This window comes from Pseudomonas sp. GXZC (genome assembly GCF_026967615.1).
GTDB classification, from domain to species: domain Bacteria; phylum Pseudomonadota; class Gammaproteobacteria; order Pseudomonadales; family Pseudomonadaceae; genus Aquipseudomonas; species Aquipseudomonas azotoformans_A.
Genome location: NZ_CP114115.1, coordinates 3,451,261 through 3,466,839 on the forward strand (window position 1 = coordinate 3,451,261; position 15,579 = coordinate 3,466,839).

Here is a 15,579-nt window from a genome sequence, read left to right on the forward strand (position 1 = left end):
ACGGACGCCGGGCTTTGACCGGTTGGAAGGGCAAAAAATGTCATATTCGCCATGGGAAATGTTGTCAGCTTTAGCAACGGTAGCAGCAGTCTTAGTGGCCTTGGGGGTTTCCGGTCATGCCGCCTGGACCATTAGGCGAGCCGAAAAGGATCGTTCGGAATTGGCGGCTGCAAAGATGCTCAGTCCAATCACTGCGCTAGAAAGCAAAGCATTTTATCTGTTGGGATGGTTTTGTTTGGATGATGAAGAATCCGCAAGTCAGCACATGCAGCTCCTCCTACATATTCAGGAGTTCGAAATCATGGCAAGGTCCATATCAATTGACGATTTGTATCCACTACTTCAATTGAAAAGCCACGCAGCCAAAAGATCAGCGCGGGCGCTCGGTTTGATTCAGACCTTTGCCACCGACGCTGGCGCGGCACTCGTACATCCTTCTTGGGGGGCGTTGAGGGTGAGGACGCACCAATATAAAAGGTGGGCCAAAATGCTATCTGAGATTAGGGACCATCTTACCGTTGCTGTTTCGGTGTGTGCGGAAGCAGCCTCGACAGGTGCGCCAAGGCCCTCGCCAGAAGAAATACACCAGCCATAGAGGCGCTATCGCTCCTCATTGACGTGCTCTGCTAACAGAGTGATGGCAATTTGATTTCGGTTGGTGTTTCATAGCGTACCGGCATGGAGTCGGGTCAAGGAGGTCGCGTGAAGGTTTTCATAAGTTGGTCAGGTCATCGGAGTCGAGCTGTAGCCGATTTGATGAGTGTTTGGATTAAATGTGTTCTTCAAGCCTCAGAGCCTTGGATATCTACCAAACACATTGACCGAGGTGCGTTGTGGTTTTCGGAGATAAATGAAAAGCTCCGTGATGTGTCTGTAGGCATCGTATGTCTTACCTTGGAAAACAAAGATAAACCTTGGATTTTGTTCGAGACAGGGGCGCTAGCAAAGGGGCTTTCAGGTAATAGAATTTGTACTTTTTTGATTGATTTGGAGCCTGGTGATCTTACAGATCCGTTGGCTCAATTCAACCATACGAAACCTGATAAGGCTGGGATGTGGGAACTGGTTAAAACTTTAAATTCCTGCATGAATGACCGGGTTCTTGATGATGTTGTTTTGCAGAGAGCTTTTGATGTTTACTGGCCTAGTTTTGAACAAGATTTTTCGATAGCTGTAGCGGCTAACCCCGCAGTAGAGGTAAAGCGTAGGCCTCAAAATGATGTAATGATGGAAATCCTTGATACAACTAGGTTGCTGAGCCGGCGGATAGGTGCGCTTGAAAATCACTCTGGTCCAATTCGGTACAGTCCAGGCGATTTGGCCATGGCCGCGAAAGCTACTTCAGAAGCAGTAAGTATGCTTCGTGATGGTGTATCAAAAGCTCAGGTGTTTGATGTTCTGGTGGCTAATGGTGTTAGAAATAGTGAGGCAAAGAAAATTATTGAAGAGGTGTCTAAGAGTAAAAGAGATCACTTCCCGGGTGGTGATATTCTCGAGAGCGACCTATAAATATCAATTAGTTGCTGGATAATAATTGCGTGTTTGTTTTAGAGGCTGCTTTGTATTTATGTGTATTCGATTTTTAGTCGATGCAGCGCTCCTTGCTTGTGAGTGTAAGGTCTCTGTTAAATGTATGCATGATTACGATTTCTCGATGCGGGTGTTGCCGCTGACGGGTAAAACTTCGTGAGATCTCTCCGCTTCAAGGGCTGATCTCAGCCCTTTTAATTTAAGTTGCCCGTGTTCATTTTTCGTGGACGTGTAGTCTGAGTTATTTATTCCTTTGGCTCGACAACCACTTGAAAATCCCCGTCAAACACACACTCATTTTCCTGACAGATACCCGCCTCAGCCTTCTCATCCAGCATCACCGCCCGCTGAATCTCCACCGACACTGGCAGGTACTTGAACAGCCGTCGAATCACAGTCTTCTTGGCCATCTCCTCCCAATGCGTCACCCACGGCCCTGACTTGGCTGCCTTGCTCTGTGCGCGAACATCTTCAATCTGTGCATGGCTCATCACCTCGAATTGGCGCCCGCCATCCTTAAGTCGCGCTACCGCATAAACATGGGTAACCGCACCAGGTTGCGTGGTTTCGATAGGGCGATGGACCAGGTTTTCATCCAGCCCAAACTCATATTCAAAGTAATCCCCCTCACGCACAGTCCGGGCCGAGATGCTGATGATCTGCCCCGAACGCCGCGCCAGGTCGATCATGCCGCGATACCCGATGATCAACTGTGCCTGTTTGCCATACGGCAGGATGTAGGCATGCCCAAGGGTATTGCCAGGCTCCAACCCCAGTTGCGCACATTGAATCACCGCGCCAAGAAAGCTCTGCTGCTCACACTTGACCAGTTCGGGGTTCTTGCGGATCTCGGTGGTGACAATCCGCGCCATCCGCTCCGGGGTCATGTGTTTCGGCAGCGCGGCGGCAAATTGCGATTTCATTTTCGGGCTGGCGAGCAGCGAGGCCAGCGAGCCGGTTTTGCTCTGTGCTTTGGTCGGTTGGGTCTTTTCCAGGTCTTGGCTGGAAAAAGGGATAGCGGTTTCTGCTGTGCTGTTCATAGCCGTTCCTTCGCCCAGTAGGGCAGTGAGAGGGTTTCCAGGCCGGACCATTCGCCGGTGCGCAGGCAGTCGGCGTAGGTCGCGAGGTTTACGCGGTAGGCGGTGCGCCCGGCGGCCTTGGCTTCGGCGTCGAGGACGAACAGGCGCACGGGGTATTTGCCGCATTCGATGCTGGTGCTGACGACCAGGAACACGAAGCCATTCAGCGGTTCGCCAAAGTGGGCGGCGTAGCCGTCGCTGTAGAAGGCGTCCTGCACGTGGTAGCGGTAGTCGTACATCGAGCGTTCGAACTTGCTGATGTCGGCGGTGGTTTTCACGTCCACCAGCCAGCCCAAGGTGGGAATGGTTTTGTCTGGGCGGCAGCGGCAGAGCACGTTTTCCTTGGGGTCGATCCAGTAGAGGCTGGCTTCGGCGTCGCCAGCCGCTTCCAACAACCATTTCGCGTGGGGGTGGGCCATCACGCTGTCGCGGATCAGGTGCAAGCGTCGGCCTTCGTCGGCGCTGAGGACAGTCTGGCCATGCAGTTCGGCTTCGAATGCCTCCCAGGCGGCTTTGCCGGCTTTGGTGTTGCGTGGCGCATTGGCGGGGCCGATGGCGTATTCCGTGGTGAAGCGTTCGGGCTCCAGCAGTAGGGCGTGGGTGGCATCGCCGAGGTTCAATGCCGACTTTTTCTCCTGATCCTCGGGGGCGTGTTGGTTCCATTGGAAAAGCGCCGGCGACTTGTCGATCAGGTCGAGCTGGGATTTCGAGACGCCTTCGCCGTGGTGGTAGTCATGATTGGTCAGGGTGGTGTAATAACCTGGCTGCATGGGAGCCTCCAATGCAGGTGACGGGGCTAGTTGGGTGAGTGATTGCGATAGCGCAGCAACCACAACCCAGGTTGTTCCCAACTGATGAGGATGGGCGGGTCGGTGAAGCCGAAGCGCCGGGCGATGCCCAGCGCGTCTTCAAACGTCTTGCCGGCAAACTCGATGTGAGGTGCACGTTCTATCAAGGGGTTCATAGATCTGCATCCCGGTCGTCCTCGTGGGCTTCACGCTCTGCGGCGACCGCGTCAGCGGCCAAAGGGCGCAGCAGCGTTAAGGCGATTTCATGCAGCGTGCCATTTGGGTTGAGGCAGGGGCCGAGCAGGTAGTCGGCGTGGTCGCGCATATCGCCCAGGCAGCCATTGCGTGCCGCCAGTACCAAGCGGGCAAACGCATCACGTTCGTCCATGCCGTCGATTTGCCGTTGGTTCAGATGGTCCTGTAGCGCGGTCACATAGCTGTCCGCCGTGATGGTGTGTGGCGATTGGTTGCGACGTTTCCAGTGAATATCGCAACCCATGACCAACTGTTCAGCGGCGGATTCCAGCCACGCGGTTTGTTCCTCGCTGTCGTCGAACAGCTCGGGTGGGGTGGTTTTCCAGATGTCGTAGTGGTGCAGGGCAGATCCCATGATGACCTCCTGTGGGGTGTCTCCTGGGGGCGGGGTGAGTTAAGCCTGGCAAGCGCCGAAAGTCAGCATGCTGGTCAAGTGTCGGTGCATGTCGGTCAGTTCGTTGATGCAGCGTTGTTCGGTTTCGGCTTCACTTTTGGCGAGGTAGGCCCTGTTGAAGGTGATGTAGCCAGAAAGTATTTCTGGTGGTGGACGGAAGCGATCACAGAAATCTGCGTCAGCAGGTTCAATCCCCAGATATAAAAGGTCGACGCAACCGTTCAGGTGGAACGAGACGGCGTACTGACCCTGTTGATTAACCTGGCGGACAAGATCAAAGATTTGATGAACGAGGGTTTCTGTATAGGTGCTCATGACATATCCCCCAGGTAGGTTTTTCTCTCTCTGTATTGAGGTCCGGCAGATCGCCGTTCGGCCTGAATGCGCTCATAAACTTCTTGCCGATGCACCTCAACCCCACGTGGCGCGGTCACTCCTAGCTTGATTTGCTGACCGCAAAGCCCAAGTACGGTAACGCTGATGTCGTCGTTGATGCGGATGACCTCACCAACACGGCGATTAAGTACCAACATGATGATTCTCCCTGTCGGGTGGCCCGATGCACCCGGCGGGCCGGGTGCAGTCGTGATCAGGCCAAACGGAAACGACGCGAATCGGCGTGGCCTTCGATCAGGTCGCCATCGTCATCGAGGTAGGACACTTTGAGATCCAGCGGCTCACGGAAGTAAGGGCTTCCAGCATGTGTTGTGGGATCGAGGACGGGCGTTGCCAGTACCTCTGTCACAACCATGACGTCGCTGGTATGTCGGTTGCGCAGGCCTTCTTTGAAGGTCACCACATCACCGATTTTAAACGGCGCGTGTGGCTCCACCAGGGAGGCGGCGAGTGCTATTAGTCGTTGTCTGCTCATGGGAATGCCTCCATACAATGAGGGCTATTCAGGGGAGGCCCATTGCCGGGCCACGGATGGGTGATCGTTCGGCGCAACTGGCGCGGTACCGATCTATCAGATTGTTCCTCCGGCCGCGACGAGTGTCCGCCGGATAACTTGTTGGGCGTTTTACGCTGCGCGCCTGGGTCAGTTGCCAACCCTCTGAACCGTTGGAACAGGCCGGTTCATCGCTGCCTGTCACATGCCTCTCGGCACCTTTTGATCTGTGAATTTGCGCATATCACAATATGTATTTGCATTTTGGGTAAAAAAATAAATGCGTCAAACGCAAAATTGTAAAAAAATACGTGCAAAAGAAAACCCGCTGGCAGCGGGTTTTGGGGAGGTGGGGGAGCTAAAGCCCGGTCATTTTGATATCGATGACGCGTCCAATAACCTGGCAGTCACCGTTGACTTCAATGACACGATAAGCCGGATTCAGCGGCTTCAAATAGCGGTGACCGGCATCCTCGATGTACTGCTTGAACGTCTCGTGACCGCTCTCCAGTAACTTGACCACATAATACTTTCCGCTGATCAGTTCGGTGTCTGGACGGATAAGGATTCTGGAGTGTTCCGGGAACGTAGGGCTGGAGGCGTTGACCATCGAATCGCCTACAACATCGAGCCAAAAACCCTGCTCACCGGCATTCTCGGTGGACGCTAGCCACTGTCTTAGGTGGCTTAGCGCAACGTCTCCGGGCGCACGGGACCATTCGGAAATGGTGCTCCAATCGATCAGTGGATACTTCTTAACAAAGGCTGATTGCTGTGGAGGATGCTTGTGAAATGAATCGGCATCGCTCGGCACGAACAACTGTATTTCCAGCAGGTCGAGGATCTTGTTGAGGGCTTCGTGATTGACGCCCTGCATACCGCGCTCCAGACGAGACAGGTTGCCTGAGTCTGAGCCGATCTGGTGCGAGAGGTCGTCAAGCGTCCAGCCCTTGGCCTTACGCGCTTTCCTAATGATCTGTCCTATATCCATACGGTGATTCTCTCGTTTTGTTGCGATAGGCGCAAAGTTTTAAGAACAAAATTTGCTTGCATCGTATTTGCGCATGGAGCAAAAATTGTTCAGAGATCAATTCAGGGTCTTTTTCATGACTCCGTTAAAACAAGCTCGTATCGCACGCGGTTGGAGATTAGTTGATGTTTCGGCACGTTTAGCGGCGCTGGGGGATCAAGTCGATCCTGGAAACCTGTCGCGTATCGAACGCGGCGCCCAGCGTGCCTCGGCGGCATTGGCTGAAAGCCTCTGCCTTGTCTTCGACCACGAAATCACCGAAATCCACGTTCTGTATCCGGAACGCTTTCAGAGTACCGACGAAGCGGTGGCATAAACATGACCTCCGAAAAATTAAACGCAGAACAAAGCGCAAGAGCACGAGAGATCGAAGCCTTGGTCCTCAAGCGACTTCTATCGGTCGGGCAGAAGAACCTGGCTGACGCTCTTGGGCTTAGTGAATCCACCATCAGTCGTTGGAAAGACGGCGACATCGAGCGCTGGTGCAAGGTGATTGCACTGCTTGAACTCAAGCTTGTGCCGTCGAATGCGGAGTGCCATCCGCCCGGATATATCCAGGCGCTCAAGACACTTGCAGAGCTGGGCCTTCAGGCCGAAGGGAAACGACCAGGTCCTATTGGTTGGGACTGAATCATGGTCGCAAGTTGGCTGCGCCTTTGGCATGACATGCCTAACGACCCAAAATGGCGGACCATCGCACGGGTATCCGGCCAACCCGTTTCGCTGGTGCAAGCGGTGTTTTTGCATTTGCTGGTAGACGCGTCACGCAATGTCACGCGGGGTCACGTGACAGTCACGACCGAAGATTTAGCCAGTGCGCTGGATGTGACCGAGGAACAAATCGACAATGTTTTCTCGGCGATGCAGGGGCGCGTACTCGACCAAAAATGCCTGACTGGCTGGAGCCAGCGCCAACCGCTTCGTGAGGATCTGGGTAACCCTGAAACCGGCGCCCAATCGGCTACGGAGCGTAAAAGGGCGCAGCGCTTGCGGGCTAAAAAAGTACTACCACAGGCCGAGTCACAGCCGGTCACGCAACGTCACGATGCGTCACAACAAGATTCAGATACAGAAGAAGATCAAAAGCTAACCCCCCTTAGTCCCCCCAAGCGCAAGACCCGCTTGCCCGACCCGTTTCACCTCACCGGCCAGATGCGCCAGTGGGCGGCTGAGCGCGTGCCTGCCGTGGACCTGAGCCTGGAAACCGAGCGATTTGTGAATTACTACCGGGGCCACGGCAAGACCATGGCGGACTGGCCGGCGACCTGGCGCAACTGGGTGCTCAAGGCGCAGGGCGACGCCAATCGCCACGCCACCGGGCCACCGCGAGGGCCGCCTGCGCCACTGCCTGACTTCGACGACACCACCTGGGCTGCGGAGGACATCCTGTGAAACCAGTCCGCGATATCACCGAACACCTCGACCCGCCAGCGGCGCTGGCCAAGATTCCGGTTGTGCAACCGGTACGGATCGATCCGGCCACGGCGCACCTGGTCAACCAGGTGTTCGCCAAGCTGCAAGGGATTTTTCCGGCCTGGCGCCAGGCATGGCCGGATGATCACGCGTTGCGCTCGGCCAAGCGCGAGTGGATCGCCGGGTTTGTGCAGGCCGGGATCAATTCCGACACACAGCTGGCCTGGGGTTTCCAGGGGGCGCGGCGTTCGCGCAAGGATTTCGTGCCGAGCGTGGGGGTGTTCGTCGAGTGGTGCAAACCCTCAGCGGCGGACATGGGCCTGCCGTGCGAAAGCGATGCGTGGCATCAGGCGCTGCTTGGGCAGTACGCCCACGCGGCGGTGCGGATCGCCGCTGAGGCCACCAGCACGTTTGACCTGCGCACCGCGAAGCAGGGTGACAAGGCGCTGCGCCAACGCTTTGAGCGCAACTACGCCATCGTCATGCGCCGGGCGCAGACCGGGCAGCCACTCGAAGGGCGCATCGCCAAGGGCATCGGCCACGACAGCGCCCGGCCACGGGAGCAGGTCCAGCTTGAGTACTCCCATCGCGAGGCCGAGCGTCTGGTCGAGCTGCAAGGGATTGCGCGCAACGCGTTGGCGGCGCGTCACCAGTTGCTGGGGCTGTTGCGTGTCAGGAGTCATGACGATGATTGACCTGCAGCCGGTGTGTTTTGTGGTTCCAGGCATGCCGGTGGCGAAGGCGCGTCACCGTACGGCTACGCGGGTGATCGATGGGGAGGTCCTGACCCGGCACTACACGCCCAAAACCACTGTGGATTACCAGCGTTGCACAGCGCTGTTTGCACGTCAGGCCATGCGCGGTCGTGCGTTGATCGATGCACCGGTGTTGTTGGCGTTGAGTATCGTAGTGCCACCTGCCAAAACGTGGCCCAAGGCGAAGCGGGCAAAGGCGATGGCGGGGCGGTTGCTGCCGACCAAGAAACCGGACTTGTCGAACGTGCTCAAGGCCATCGAAGACGCCTTGAACGGCGTGGTCTGGCACGACGATGTGCAAGTCGTCGGTGTGATCGCCTGTAAACGCTTTGGTGCCGAGCCGGGTGTCGTGGTCAGCGTCACGCCGCTGGCCGAGGAGGGCTTGTGAATACGCGCAAACCGCACAAGCAACCCTTGGGCGACACGGCGTATCTGCTGGAGCAGTGGGGCTGGTGGCGCCTGGATGGGCGTGGCATCCCCCGTGGCGTGAGCGCCACCCAGGCGTTGATGCGTGGCAAGTTACCGGTGCCGATGAAGTCCTATTGCATCACCGATGAGATGGCCGAGGTGGTGGACGGCGCCGTGGCGCGGCTGTGTCGGCGTCATCAGCAGATGGGCGATGTGCTGTGGTACTACTACGCGGCCAAGTGGCCGGCACTGCGCATCGGGCATGCATACCACGTCAGTGAAACCAAGGCGCGGGAGCTGGTCAGTGCGGGTGTGGCCTGGGTGGATTGCGAGCTGGAAAAAATCAGAGAGATGGTGTGAAAAAACACTTTTCCACGCGGAATAGGTTTGGTTTTATGGCAGCGTGGCTTGAGTCTCCTCACCACGCTGTTTGCGTTTTACATTGAGTAGCGCGCTATCCCGGCAAGCCCTCACAACTCTAACTGATCGGCCTTGATGCCAAAGGCCGCCGCAATTTTCTCGCGGGTGGCCTTGCGCGGCTTCGACACGTTTTCCTGCTGCGCATACGCAGGTTGGGAGATACCCAAACGCTTGGCCACCTCGTCCTGAGTCAGATCAAGATGTTCACGCCATGCGCGTACCGGCGTAGCACCGTCAACGATGCGGCTAACCACGTCATGTGGGATCAAGTCACTGTCGGTGTGTTGCGCCACATATTGTGCGTAGGGAATCACGACGAATGCAGGTTTACCGTCGGCGCCGTTGATGATTTGGATGCTAGTAGGTGCGTTCATCGCGTTTTTTTACCTCTTGAATGCTGATCACTTTGACCGTGCCGTCCCAGTCAAACAGGACGCGATAGTTGCCCACCCGCAGTCGGTAACCGTACTCATGGCCGACCAACGCTTTGATGTTGGTCACATCGGGCATGTCTTGCAAACCGGTCACCGCGTCACGGATTTGAACCTGATGCTGGCTGTGTAGCTTCAGGAGCTGTTTCACAGCTTTCCGAGTCCAGTTGATCGTGTTCATAGTAAATATAGGTCATTTATAAGTGAAATCGCAAATTACACTTATATTTTGATGGCCCGCAACGCTGTGATTTTTTCTCAATGTTTCGACGTCGCCTGGGACGAAGGGAGGCGTTTTATGCGTTTGCCTGGGAGACACGCAAGATGACCAACATGCCGGATAAACCTGACACATGGGCCACTCTGCTGGCATGGCTCAACCAGCATGCCCCAGTGCTCTACGCTGCGGGTCTGTCGTGCCTGATGGCCATCCTGCGCATCATCTACGCCGGAGGCAGCCGCCGTCAGGCCCTGTTCGAAGGCGCCCTATGCGGTGGCCTGACCCTGACCCTGATCAGCGGTCTCCAATTGTTCGGCCTGCCGCAAAGCCTCGCCACCTTCGTCGGCGGCAGTGTCGGCTTTCTCGGTGTGAAAAAGATTGCCGCCCTGGCAGACCGTGTCGCCGACCTCAAGCTCCCCAAATCCGGTGACTGAGCATGGCCGGCCTGTCACAACGCACCACAGATCACGCGAGAAACCTTTTTCTAGACACCTTGCGCGCCACCGCGAATATCTCCGCCGCCGCCCGTGCCGCCGACATCAACCGCCGCACCGCCTACACCTGGCGCGACGAGAACCCCGAGTTCGCCGCCGATTGGGACGAAGCCCTGGAGGAAGCCACCGACGCCCTGGAGGCCGAAGCCCGCCGCCGGGCGCTGGACGGCGTGGCCAAACCGGTGTTCTACCAAGGTTCTGAGTGCGGCACGGTGCAGGAATATTCCGACACGCTGATGGCGCTGCTGCTCAAGGCTCACCGCCCGGATAAGTATAAGGAGCGCAGTGCCAGCGAATTGAGCTGTCCCGGCGGCGTGGCGTTGACGTTCCCGCCGTTGGAGTTTGTCGTGACCCATGAAGCGCCCGGAGAAAATACAGGCGAGGATTGAGCCACGCTTTGAGCCGCTGCTGCACCCCAAGCCCTACAAGGTGTTGTACGGCGGGCGTGGCGGCGGCAAGTCCTGGGTGGTGGCGCGGGTCATTCTGAGTCTCGCGTATGCGCGGCCCCTGCGAATTCTGTGCTGTCGTGAGATCCAGGACTCGATTGCCGAGTCGGTGAAAAAACTGCTGGATGACGAGATCAGTCGACTCGGACTGGGCTGGTTCTACCACTCCACGCGCACTGCGATTGTCGGCCTGAACGGCACCGAGATCATTTTTACCGGCCTGCGCTACAACCACGAGTCGATCAAGTCCATGGAGGGCATCGACCTGGTCTGGGTCGAGGAAGCACAGAGCATCAGCCGCGACTCTCTCGACACGCTGGTGCCGACTATTCGCAAGTCCGGCTCGGAAATCTGGTTCACCCTGAACCCGCGCAAAAAGGACGATCCGGTCTACGCCGACTACGTGCTGACCGAGCGCCCTGACACCCTCAAGATCCAGGTCAATTACACCGACAATCCGCACCTTCCAGACAAGCTGCTGGCCGAGGCGACGCTGTGCAAGGCCATGTACCCGCAGCGCTATCGGCATATCTGGCTGGGCGAGCCCTGCGAGAGCGAAGGGCAGATCCTCAACCCCGACTGGTGGTGCTGGTACCTCGACCGTGCGCAGATATTGCCGCGTATCAGTGCGACCTTGATCAGCGCCGACACCGCCTACAAGGCCAAGGACGGCTGCGATTACTCGGTGATCCAGCGCTGGGGCGTCGAGGGCACACGCCGGGCGTACCTACTGAACCAATGGCGCGAACGGGCCGAATTCCCCGACCTGTTGCTCAACGCCAAACGCCTGTGGACCGCTTGGCGGCAGGACAAGCAACTGCCCCGGCCGCGCACCCTGTTCATCGAAGACAAAGCCAGCGGCCAATCCCTGGTGCAGACCCTGCGCCGTCAAGGCGTGCATGCGACCCCGTGGAAGCCCGAGCACTATAGCTTCCCATCCGACAAGGCTGGCCGGGCTCGCGAGTGCGCCTGGCTGGCCTACGGCGAAGCGGTATGGCTACCCGACGGTGAGCCCTGGACCCAGACGTTTGTCGATGAGTGCGCGGACTTTCGCGACGACGACTCGCACCTCCACGACGACCAAGTCGACAGCATGGGCATTGCCCTGTCGGTGTGGCGGCGTATGGGCGGCGGTCGGCACTTGGGGCTTAGCGATCCATCCTCGTGAGAACACCCATGCCGTTACTCCGTCGCAAGCGCCGGTTGCGCAGCCAAAACGCCAATACGCAGGGGCGTAGCGGGGCCGGTGGGCGACAGGACCGTGGCGCGGACACCCGGCCACTGCCCAGCGTGTCGTTGACCCAGCAAGAGTTGTTGGATCTCTGGCGCTTCGACTGGGCCGCCCGCAAGATCGTGACCATTCCGGTCAGTGATGCGTTGCGCGAAGAGTGGCGCTATACCGGCCTAGGTGAGCAGGAGCAGGCGATAGCCCGCGCACTGGATAACCTGGGAGCGGTGGAGGCCTTGCGACGGGCGCTGATCATCGAGCGCCTGCTCGGCGGCGCTGCGATTCTGATGGGGGTGCAGGACAGCGAAGACGATCCGCAGCAGGCCTTGGCCTTGGATCAGGTGCGGCAAAACCATCTGCGCTTCCTCAACGTGATTGCGCGGCCACGCCTGGCACTCGCCGAAGTGGTCAGTGACCCGTTCGCCGCGAACTACGGCCAGCCGGCGATCTACCTGATCAATGGCCAGCGCGTACACGCCTCGCGCTTGCTGGTGTTCGACGGCCAACCGCTGAGCTATGACGGCTCGCTGATGAGCTTTGGCCGCCAGTGGGGCGCCGGGTTTGGCGATTCGGTGTTGCAGCCGTTGATGGATGACCTGATGCGCGCTACCGGCACGCGCCAGGCGGCGTTTCATTTGGTCAACTCGGCCTCGCTGCTGTTAATTCGTGCCGATATCGGTGCACTTCAGGCCACGGATGCGGGCAATGAACGCCTGGCCGAACTGGAGGAAATCGCCCGCCAGCTCAGCCTGTACCGTGCCGCGCTGCTGGATAACGGCCCGGCGGGCGGTACCGAAGTTGCGGCGTTGCCCACCTCGTTTGGCTCGGTGCCGGAGCTGCTGATGGCTTTTTTGCAGGTGCTGTCGGCCGCCTCCGACATCCCCGCCACGCGTTTTCTGGGTCAAGCCCCTGGCGGGCTGAACGCTACTGGAACATCGGACCTGGAGAACTATTACAACAGCATCGACGCCTACCAGGCCCAGCGCATTAAGCCGCAATTGCTCAAACTGCTGCGCGTGCTGCACCCCTCGGTCACCGGGAGGCCATTGCCGGATAGCGTGGATATCGAATTTCCGCCGCTGTGGAACCTCAGCGAGAAAGAGTCAGCCGATATTCGCCAGATCGATGCCAATGTCATTGTCACCCTGGCCGCAGGCGGCATCATCGGCGGCCACGAAGCCTTCAGCGAGGCGCAACAGCGGGGGCTGATCAGCGCCACGGCCGAACCTCAGCCTGATCACGACGATGACGATTCTGCTCCCCCGTAACGCGCTCAAGGCCCGTAAACGCATCCGCCTGGGGGTGTCGGTGCGGCCGCAGCGTGCGGTGGAAGTCCACTACCGCGAAGCGTTGTTCGATTTGGTCGGCCTGCTCAAAGCGGCCACGGCTGAGGTGTCGCAGGCCATTAGCACTGGAAGTATGCAGCCACGCCTGTTTGCGTTGATTGCCCGCCAGATGGAGGCCACCGGCCAACGTCTGGATGCTCTGGCACCGCAAGTGGCGGCGGCCTGGACCAGCGCGGCCAATGCGGCCAACAAGGCGCAGACCGAAGCGATGATCGCGCGTGCGCTGGGTGTGGACTGGGCAAGCATCGTGACCTCTGCTGCCATTGGCGAAGCGCTCGATACGGCGATCACAGCGAATGTCGCGTTGATCCGCACGATTGGCGAAAAACACTGGAGCCGAGTGATCCAGGCCATTTCCGATAACTACCAAGGCAAAGCCTTCGCCGAAGGCAACCTGATCAACCGACTGGCGCGGATCGGCTCCCTCAGCCAGCAACAGGCGCGGCGGATTGCACGAGATCAGACCAGCAAGTTCTCGACGTCACTCAATGCCATCCGCCAACAGGATGCCGGTATTCAGCGCTATGGCTGGCGCAACGCCCAGGACCAACGCGTGGTCGGCAACCCCGCAGGTTTATACCCGCAGGGCAACGAGGCCCACGGCGACCACTGGGCGCGTGAGGGCCAGGTGTTTCGCTGGGACCAACCGCCGGAAGACGGCCATCCCGGCCAGGCAATCTTGTGTCGCTGTGCCGCTGAACCGATTATCGACCTGGAAGAACTCGATGCGACCTACGTTTGATCTTGTCGACGGCGCCTGGGAAATCACCAGCGCCGGTGCCTTGCGTTGCCGTGCCCGCGTGCTGGCGGTGGGGGTGATGCAATACGCCGATGCCGAACTGGGCCCCTTGGCCGACGGCAGCGGTGTCGGCGGCATGCTGGTGACGCCCGATAGCCTGGGGGAGTTGCGTTCATTGCGCAGCCTGGAGGGCGCACCGGTGTTGATTGATCAGCACCTGTGGCAGAGCCCGTCCGGGGATCAGCGCGACGCGGCGGTGGGCTATGTGGTGGGCTCGCCCCTGGTCGAGTTGCCGTACTTGCTGGCGGATCTGCTGATCACCGACGCCAATGCCATCGACAAGATCAAAACCCGTCAGGTCACCGACGTGTCCTCGGCCTACGACGCCGAAGGCATCGCCGAGATGGGTGAGTACGACGGCCAGCGTTATGTCGGTCGGCAGACGCAGATTCGCTACAACCATGTGGTGCTGCTGCCGCCAGGCGGCGGGCGCGCTGGCCAGGATGTGCGCATTTTGAATATTCAACCGTCCCTACGCGAACCGCAGGAGGCCGCCATGGCTGATCCGATTCGGGTGCGTCTGCACAACGGCGCAATCCTTCACGTCAACAACGAGGACGACGCCAAAACCGTCGAAAGCCTGGATCGCCTAGCCACGCAGGGTGCCGTCGATGCGGCATCGGTGCAGGCATTAAGCGGCCAACTCGACACCCTCAAAGCCAGCCAGACCCAGGCCGAGGGCGAAGTCGCACGCCTGACCGGCGAGTTGCAGGCCGTCAAGGAACAGTTGGTCGCCGCCACCGCGCCCGATGCCATTGAACAAGCGGCCCAGGTGCTGGTGCACGAGCGCGAAGACGCCGCGCAGGTGATGAACGCCCAGCGCTTGCCGGACGATATGCAGACCTTGAGCGGGCATGCCTTGCGTTCCGAGGTCGTGCAACGCCTGCGGGCCCAGAACGGCCTGCCGGCCATCGCCGCCGAGCAACTCGCCGACCCGCACTTTGTCGCCGGGCTCTACGAAGGGTTGCGCCATGCGGCGCCGTCCGATCCGGTGATCAATGGCAGTCGGTTGACGCAGCCCACGTCGGTGCAAAACCAGCATGCGATGAACATCGCGGACAACCGGCAGCGCTTCGACAAGCTCTACGGAGGTAAAGCCCAATGAGTGCCCACACACCACGCCCTGCGGTGCAGGAGAGCTACCCGGATGCCCGCGTCGCTGGGCAACCCGGTCAATTGGCCGATATGCGCAGCGTCGGCCGCGACCCCATCGGCAGTTACACCACGCAAAGCGCTGTGTATGTGGGGCGTGCGGTGGTTTGCGGTGCCGTCAGCGTCGACCCGTTTGACCTGCACGAGTACGGGGTCAAAGCCCCCGAGCCGACGTCGTTGGCTAAGGAACTGGTGGGCATCGTCGCCTATACCTACGCCGCTGAACTGGATGCCGAAGGCCATGCCTGCGTCGGCGAAAATAGCCTGGCCGGCGTGATCGAATCGGGCCTGAACGTGTTGGTGTATGTGCTGATTCCAACCGCCAGCGTCATTGCTCCCCGCGACAAGGTTTACGTCGCCGTTCAGCCCGACAATGCCGCCGCGATTCCAATCGGTGCGTTTGCCAACCAAGCCGGCGAGGGCTTGATCGAATGGCCCCGCGCCACATGGCACAAGCAGGTCGGCCCGCAGTTGGCCGTGATCAAGCTGTGAATCCCTCGAT

General features: G+C 58.9%; 25 protein-coding genes. 15 read left to right on the forward strand and 10 right to left on the reverse strand.

Going from position 1 to position 15,579, the window contains the following annotated elements; genetic code table 11:
• Window positions 1–37 precede the first annotated feature (37 nt).
• Both OZ428_RS16000 and OZ428_RS16005 read left to right on the forward strand, forming a co-directional pair.
• Complete coding sequence (locus OZ428_RS16000; protein ID WP_269134057.1) at window positions 38–595, forward strand: hypothetical protein; 558 nt, start codon at window positions 38–40, stop codon at window positions 593–595.
• Between the two features lie 107 nt (window positions 596–702).
• A complete protein-coding gene (locus OZ428_RS16005) occupies window positions 703–1,509 on the forward strand; it encodes a hypothetical protein (protein ID WP_269134058.1) in 807 nt (268 codons plus the stop codon).
• Window positions 1,510–1,775: 266 nt separating this feature from the next.
• Here the strand turns inward: OZ428_RS16005 and recT are convergent, their stop codons facing one another.
• The 8 genes from recT to OZ428_RS16045 form a co-directional block, all read right to left on the reverse strand.
• The gene (gene recT, locus OZ428_RS16010; RefSeq protein WP_269134059.1) at window positions 1,776–2,570 is read right to left on the reverse strand and encodes a recombination protein RecT; all 795 of its coding nucleotides are present in this window, start codon (window positions 2,568–2,570) and stop codon (window positions 1,776–1,778) included.
• Window positions 2,567–3,379 carry a PD-(D/E)XK nuclease-like domain-containing protein gene (locus tag OZ428_RS16015; protein WP_269134060.1) on the reverse strand — a complete coding sequence of 271 codons (813 nt, stop codon included), beginning with the start codon at window positions 3,377–3,379 and terminating at the stop codon, window positions 2,567–2,569. Before OZ428_RS16015 ends, recT begins: the two co-directional genes overlap by 4 nt.
• 26 nt (window positions 3,380–3,405) lie before the next feature.
• A complete protein-coding gene (locus OZ428_RS16020; RefSeq protein ID WP_269134061.1) occupies window positions 3,406–3,573 on the reverse strand; it encodes a hypothetical protein in 168 nt (55 codons plus the stop codon).
• Window positions 3,570–4,007, reverse strand: coding sequence for a hypothetical protein (locus OZ428_RS16025; protein ID WP_269134062.1), 438 nt, complete (start codon window positions 4,005–4,007; stop codon window positions 3,570–3,572). Before OZ428_RS16025 ends, OZ428_RS16020 begins: the two co-directional genes overlap by 4 nt.
• Window positions 4,008–4,046: 39 nt before the next feature.
• A complete protein-coding gene (locus tag OZ428_RS16030) occupies window positions 4,047–4,361 on the reverse strand; it encodes a hypothetical protein (protein ID WP_269134063.1) in 315 nt (104 codons plus the stop codon).
• Window positions 4,358–4,579: a carbon storage regulator CsrA gene (gene csrA / locus OZ428_RS16035; protein ID WP_269134064.1), complete on the reverse strand. Its 222-nt coding sequence runs from the start codon at window positions 4,577–4,579 to the stop codon at window positions 4,358–4,360. Before csrA ends, OZ428_RS16030 begins: the two co-directional genes overlap by 4 nt.
• A 56-nt stretch (window positions 4,580–4,635) precedes the next feature.
• Complete coding sequence (locus OZ428_RS16040; RefSeq protein ID WP_269134065.1) at window positions 4,636–4,917, reverse strand: hypothetical protein; 282 nt, start codon at window positions 4,915–4,917, stop codon at window positions 4,636–4,638.
• 376 nt (window positions 4,918–5,293) lie between these two features.
• The gene (locus tag OZ428_RS16045) at window positions 5,294–5,926 is read right to left on the reverse strand and encodes a helix-turn-helix domain-containing protein (protein WP_269134066.1); all 633 of its coding nucleotides are present in this window, start codon (window positions 5,924–5,926) and stop codon (window positions 5,294–5,296) included.
• A 73-nt stretch (window positions 5,927–5,999) separates the two neighbouring features.
• On the opposite strand from OZ428_RS16045, the gene OZ428_RS16050 reads away from it, so the two are divergent.
• From OZ428_RS16050 to OZ428_RS16075, 6 genes are read left to right on the forward strand one after another with little or no spacing between them, the layout of a single operon-like run.
• A complete protein-coding gene (locus OZ428_RS16050; protein WP_269134067.1) occupies window positions 6,000–6,281 on the forward strand; it encodes a helix-turn-helix domain-containing protein in 282 nt (93 codons plus the stop codon).
• 2 nt (window positions 6,282–6,283) lie between these two features.
• A complete protein-coding gene (locus OZ428_RS16055; RefSeq protein WP_269134068.1) occupies window positions 6,284–6,595 on the forward strand; it encodes a CII family transcriptional regulator in 312 nt (103 codons plus the stop codon).
• Between the two features lie 36 nt (window positions 6,596–6,631).
• A complete protein-coding gene (locus tag OZ428_RS16060) occupies window positions 6,632–7,357 on the forward strand; it encodes a hypothetical protein (protein WP_269134069.1) in 726 nt (241 codons plus the stop codon).
• Window positions 7,354–8,073: a replication protein P gene (locus OZ428_RS16065; protein WP_269134070.1), complete on the forward strand. Its 720-nt coding sequence runs from the start codon at window positions 7,354–7,356 to the stop codon at window positions 8,071–8,073. The genes OZ428_RS16060 and OZ428_RS16065 overlap by 4 nt, the downstream gene beginning before the upstream one ends.
• Complete coding sequence (locus OZ428_RS16070) at window positions 8,066–8,521, forward strand: RusA family crossover junction endodeoxyribonuclease (protein WP_269134072.1); 456 nt, start codon at window positions 8,066–8,068, stop codon at window positions 8,519–8,521. Before OZ428_RS16065 ends, OZ428_RS16070 begins: the two co-directional genes overlap by 8 nt.
• Window positions 8,518–8,901, forward strand: coding sequence for an antiterminator Q family protein (locus OZ428_RS16075; RefSeq protein ID WP_269134073.1), 384 nt, complete (start codon window positions 8,518–8,520; stop codon window positions 8,899–8,901). Before OZ428_RS16070 ends, OZ428_RS16075 begins: the two co-directional genes overlap by 4 nt.
• Window positions 8,902–9,011: 110 nt before the next feature.
• Here the strand turns inward: OZ428_RS16075 and OZ428_RS16080 are convergent, their stop codons facing one another.
• Together OZ428_RS16080 and OZ428_RS16085 are read right to left on the reverse strand one after the other, a co-directional pair.
• Entirely contained in the window at window positions 9,012–9,335 is a 324-nt protein-coding gene (locus OZ428_RS16080) for a helix-turn-helix domain-containing protein (protein ID WP_269134074.1), read from the reverse strand.
• A complete protein-coding gene (locus OZ428_RS16085; protein WP_269134075.1) occupies window positions 9,319–9,573 on the reverse strand; it encodes a type II toxin-antitoxin system RelE family toxin in 255 nt (84 codons plus the stop codon). The genes OZ428_RS16080 and OZ428_RS16085 overlap by 17 nt, the downstream gene beginning before the upstream one ends.
• A gap of 143 nt (window positions 9,574–9,716) precedes the next feature.
• Between OZ428_RS16085 and OZ428_RS16090 the strand changes: the two genes are divergently transcribed.
• The 7 genes from OZ428_RS16090 to OZ428_RS16120 are packed head-to-tail and all read left to right on the forward strand — an operon-like array spanning window position 9,717 to window position 15,569.
• Window positions 9,717–10,046: a phage holin, lambda family gene (locus tag OZ428_RS16090; RefSeq protein WP_269134185.1), complete on the forward strand. Its 330-nt coding sequence runs from the start codon at window positions 9,717–9,719 to the stop codon at window positions 10,044–10,046.
• A gap of 2 nt (window positions 10,047–10,048) precedes the next feature.
• Window positions 10,049–10,495 (forward strand): hypothetical protein, encoded by a 447-nt coding sequence (locus tag OZ428_RS16095; RefSeq protein ID WP_269134076.1) that lies wholly within the window; start codon window positions 10,049–10,051, stop codon window positions 10,493–10,495.
• Entirely contained in the window at window positions 10,461–11,720 is a 1,260-nt protein-coding gene (locus tag OZ428_RS16100) for a PBSX family phage terminase large subunit (protein ID WP_269134077.1), read from the forward strand. Before OZ428_RS16095 ends, OZ428_RS16100 begins: the two co-directional genes overlap by 35 nt.
• Before the next feature lie 8 nt (window positions 11,721–11,728).
• Window positions 11,729–13,048, forward strand: coding sequence for a phage portal protein (locus tag OZ428_RS16105; protein WP_269134078.1), 1,320 nt, complete (start codon window positions 11,729–11,731; stop codon window positions 13,046–13,048).
• On the forward strand, window positions 13,026–13,868 hold the full coding sequence (locus OZ428_RS16110) for a hypothetical protein (RefSeq protein WP_269134080.1): 843 nt from the start codon (window positions 13,026–13,028) through the stop codon (window positions 13,866–13,868). Before OZ428_RS16105 ends, OZ428_RS16110 begins: the two co-directional genes overlap by 23 nt.
• Window positions 13,852–15,030 carry a DUF2213 domain-containing protein gene (locus OZ428_RS16115; RefSeq protein WP_269134081.1) on the forward strand — a complete coding sequence of 393 codons (1,179 nt, stop codon included), beginning with the start codon at window positions 13,852–13,854 and terminating at the stop codon, window positions 15,028–15,030. Before OZ428_RS16110 ends, OZ428_RS16115 begins: the two co-directional genes overlap by 17 nt.
• Complete coding sequence (locus OZ428_RS16120; protein ID WP_269134082.1) at window positions 15,027–15,569, forward strand: structural cement protein Gp24; 543 nt, start codon at window positions 15,027–15,029, stop codon at window positions 15,567–15,569. The genes OZ428_RS16115 and OZ428_RS16120 overlap by 4 nt, the downstream gene beginning before the upstream one ends.
• Window positions 15,570–15,579: the final 10 nt, after the last annotated feature.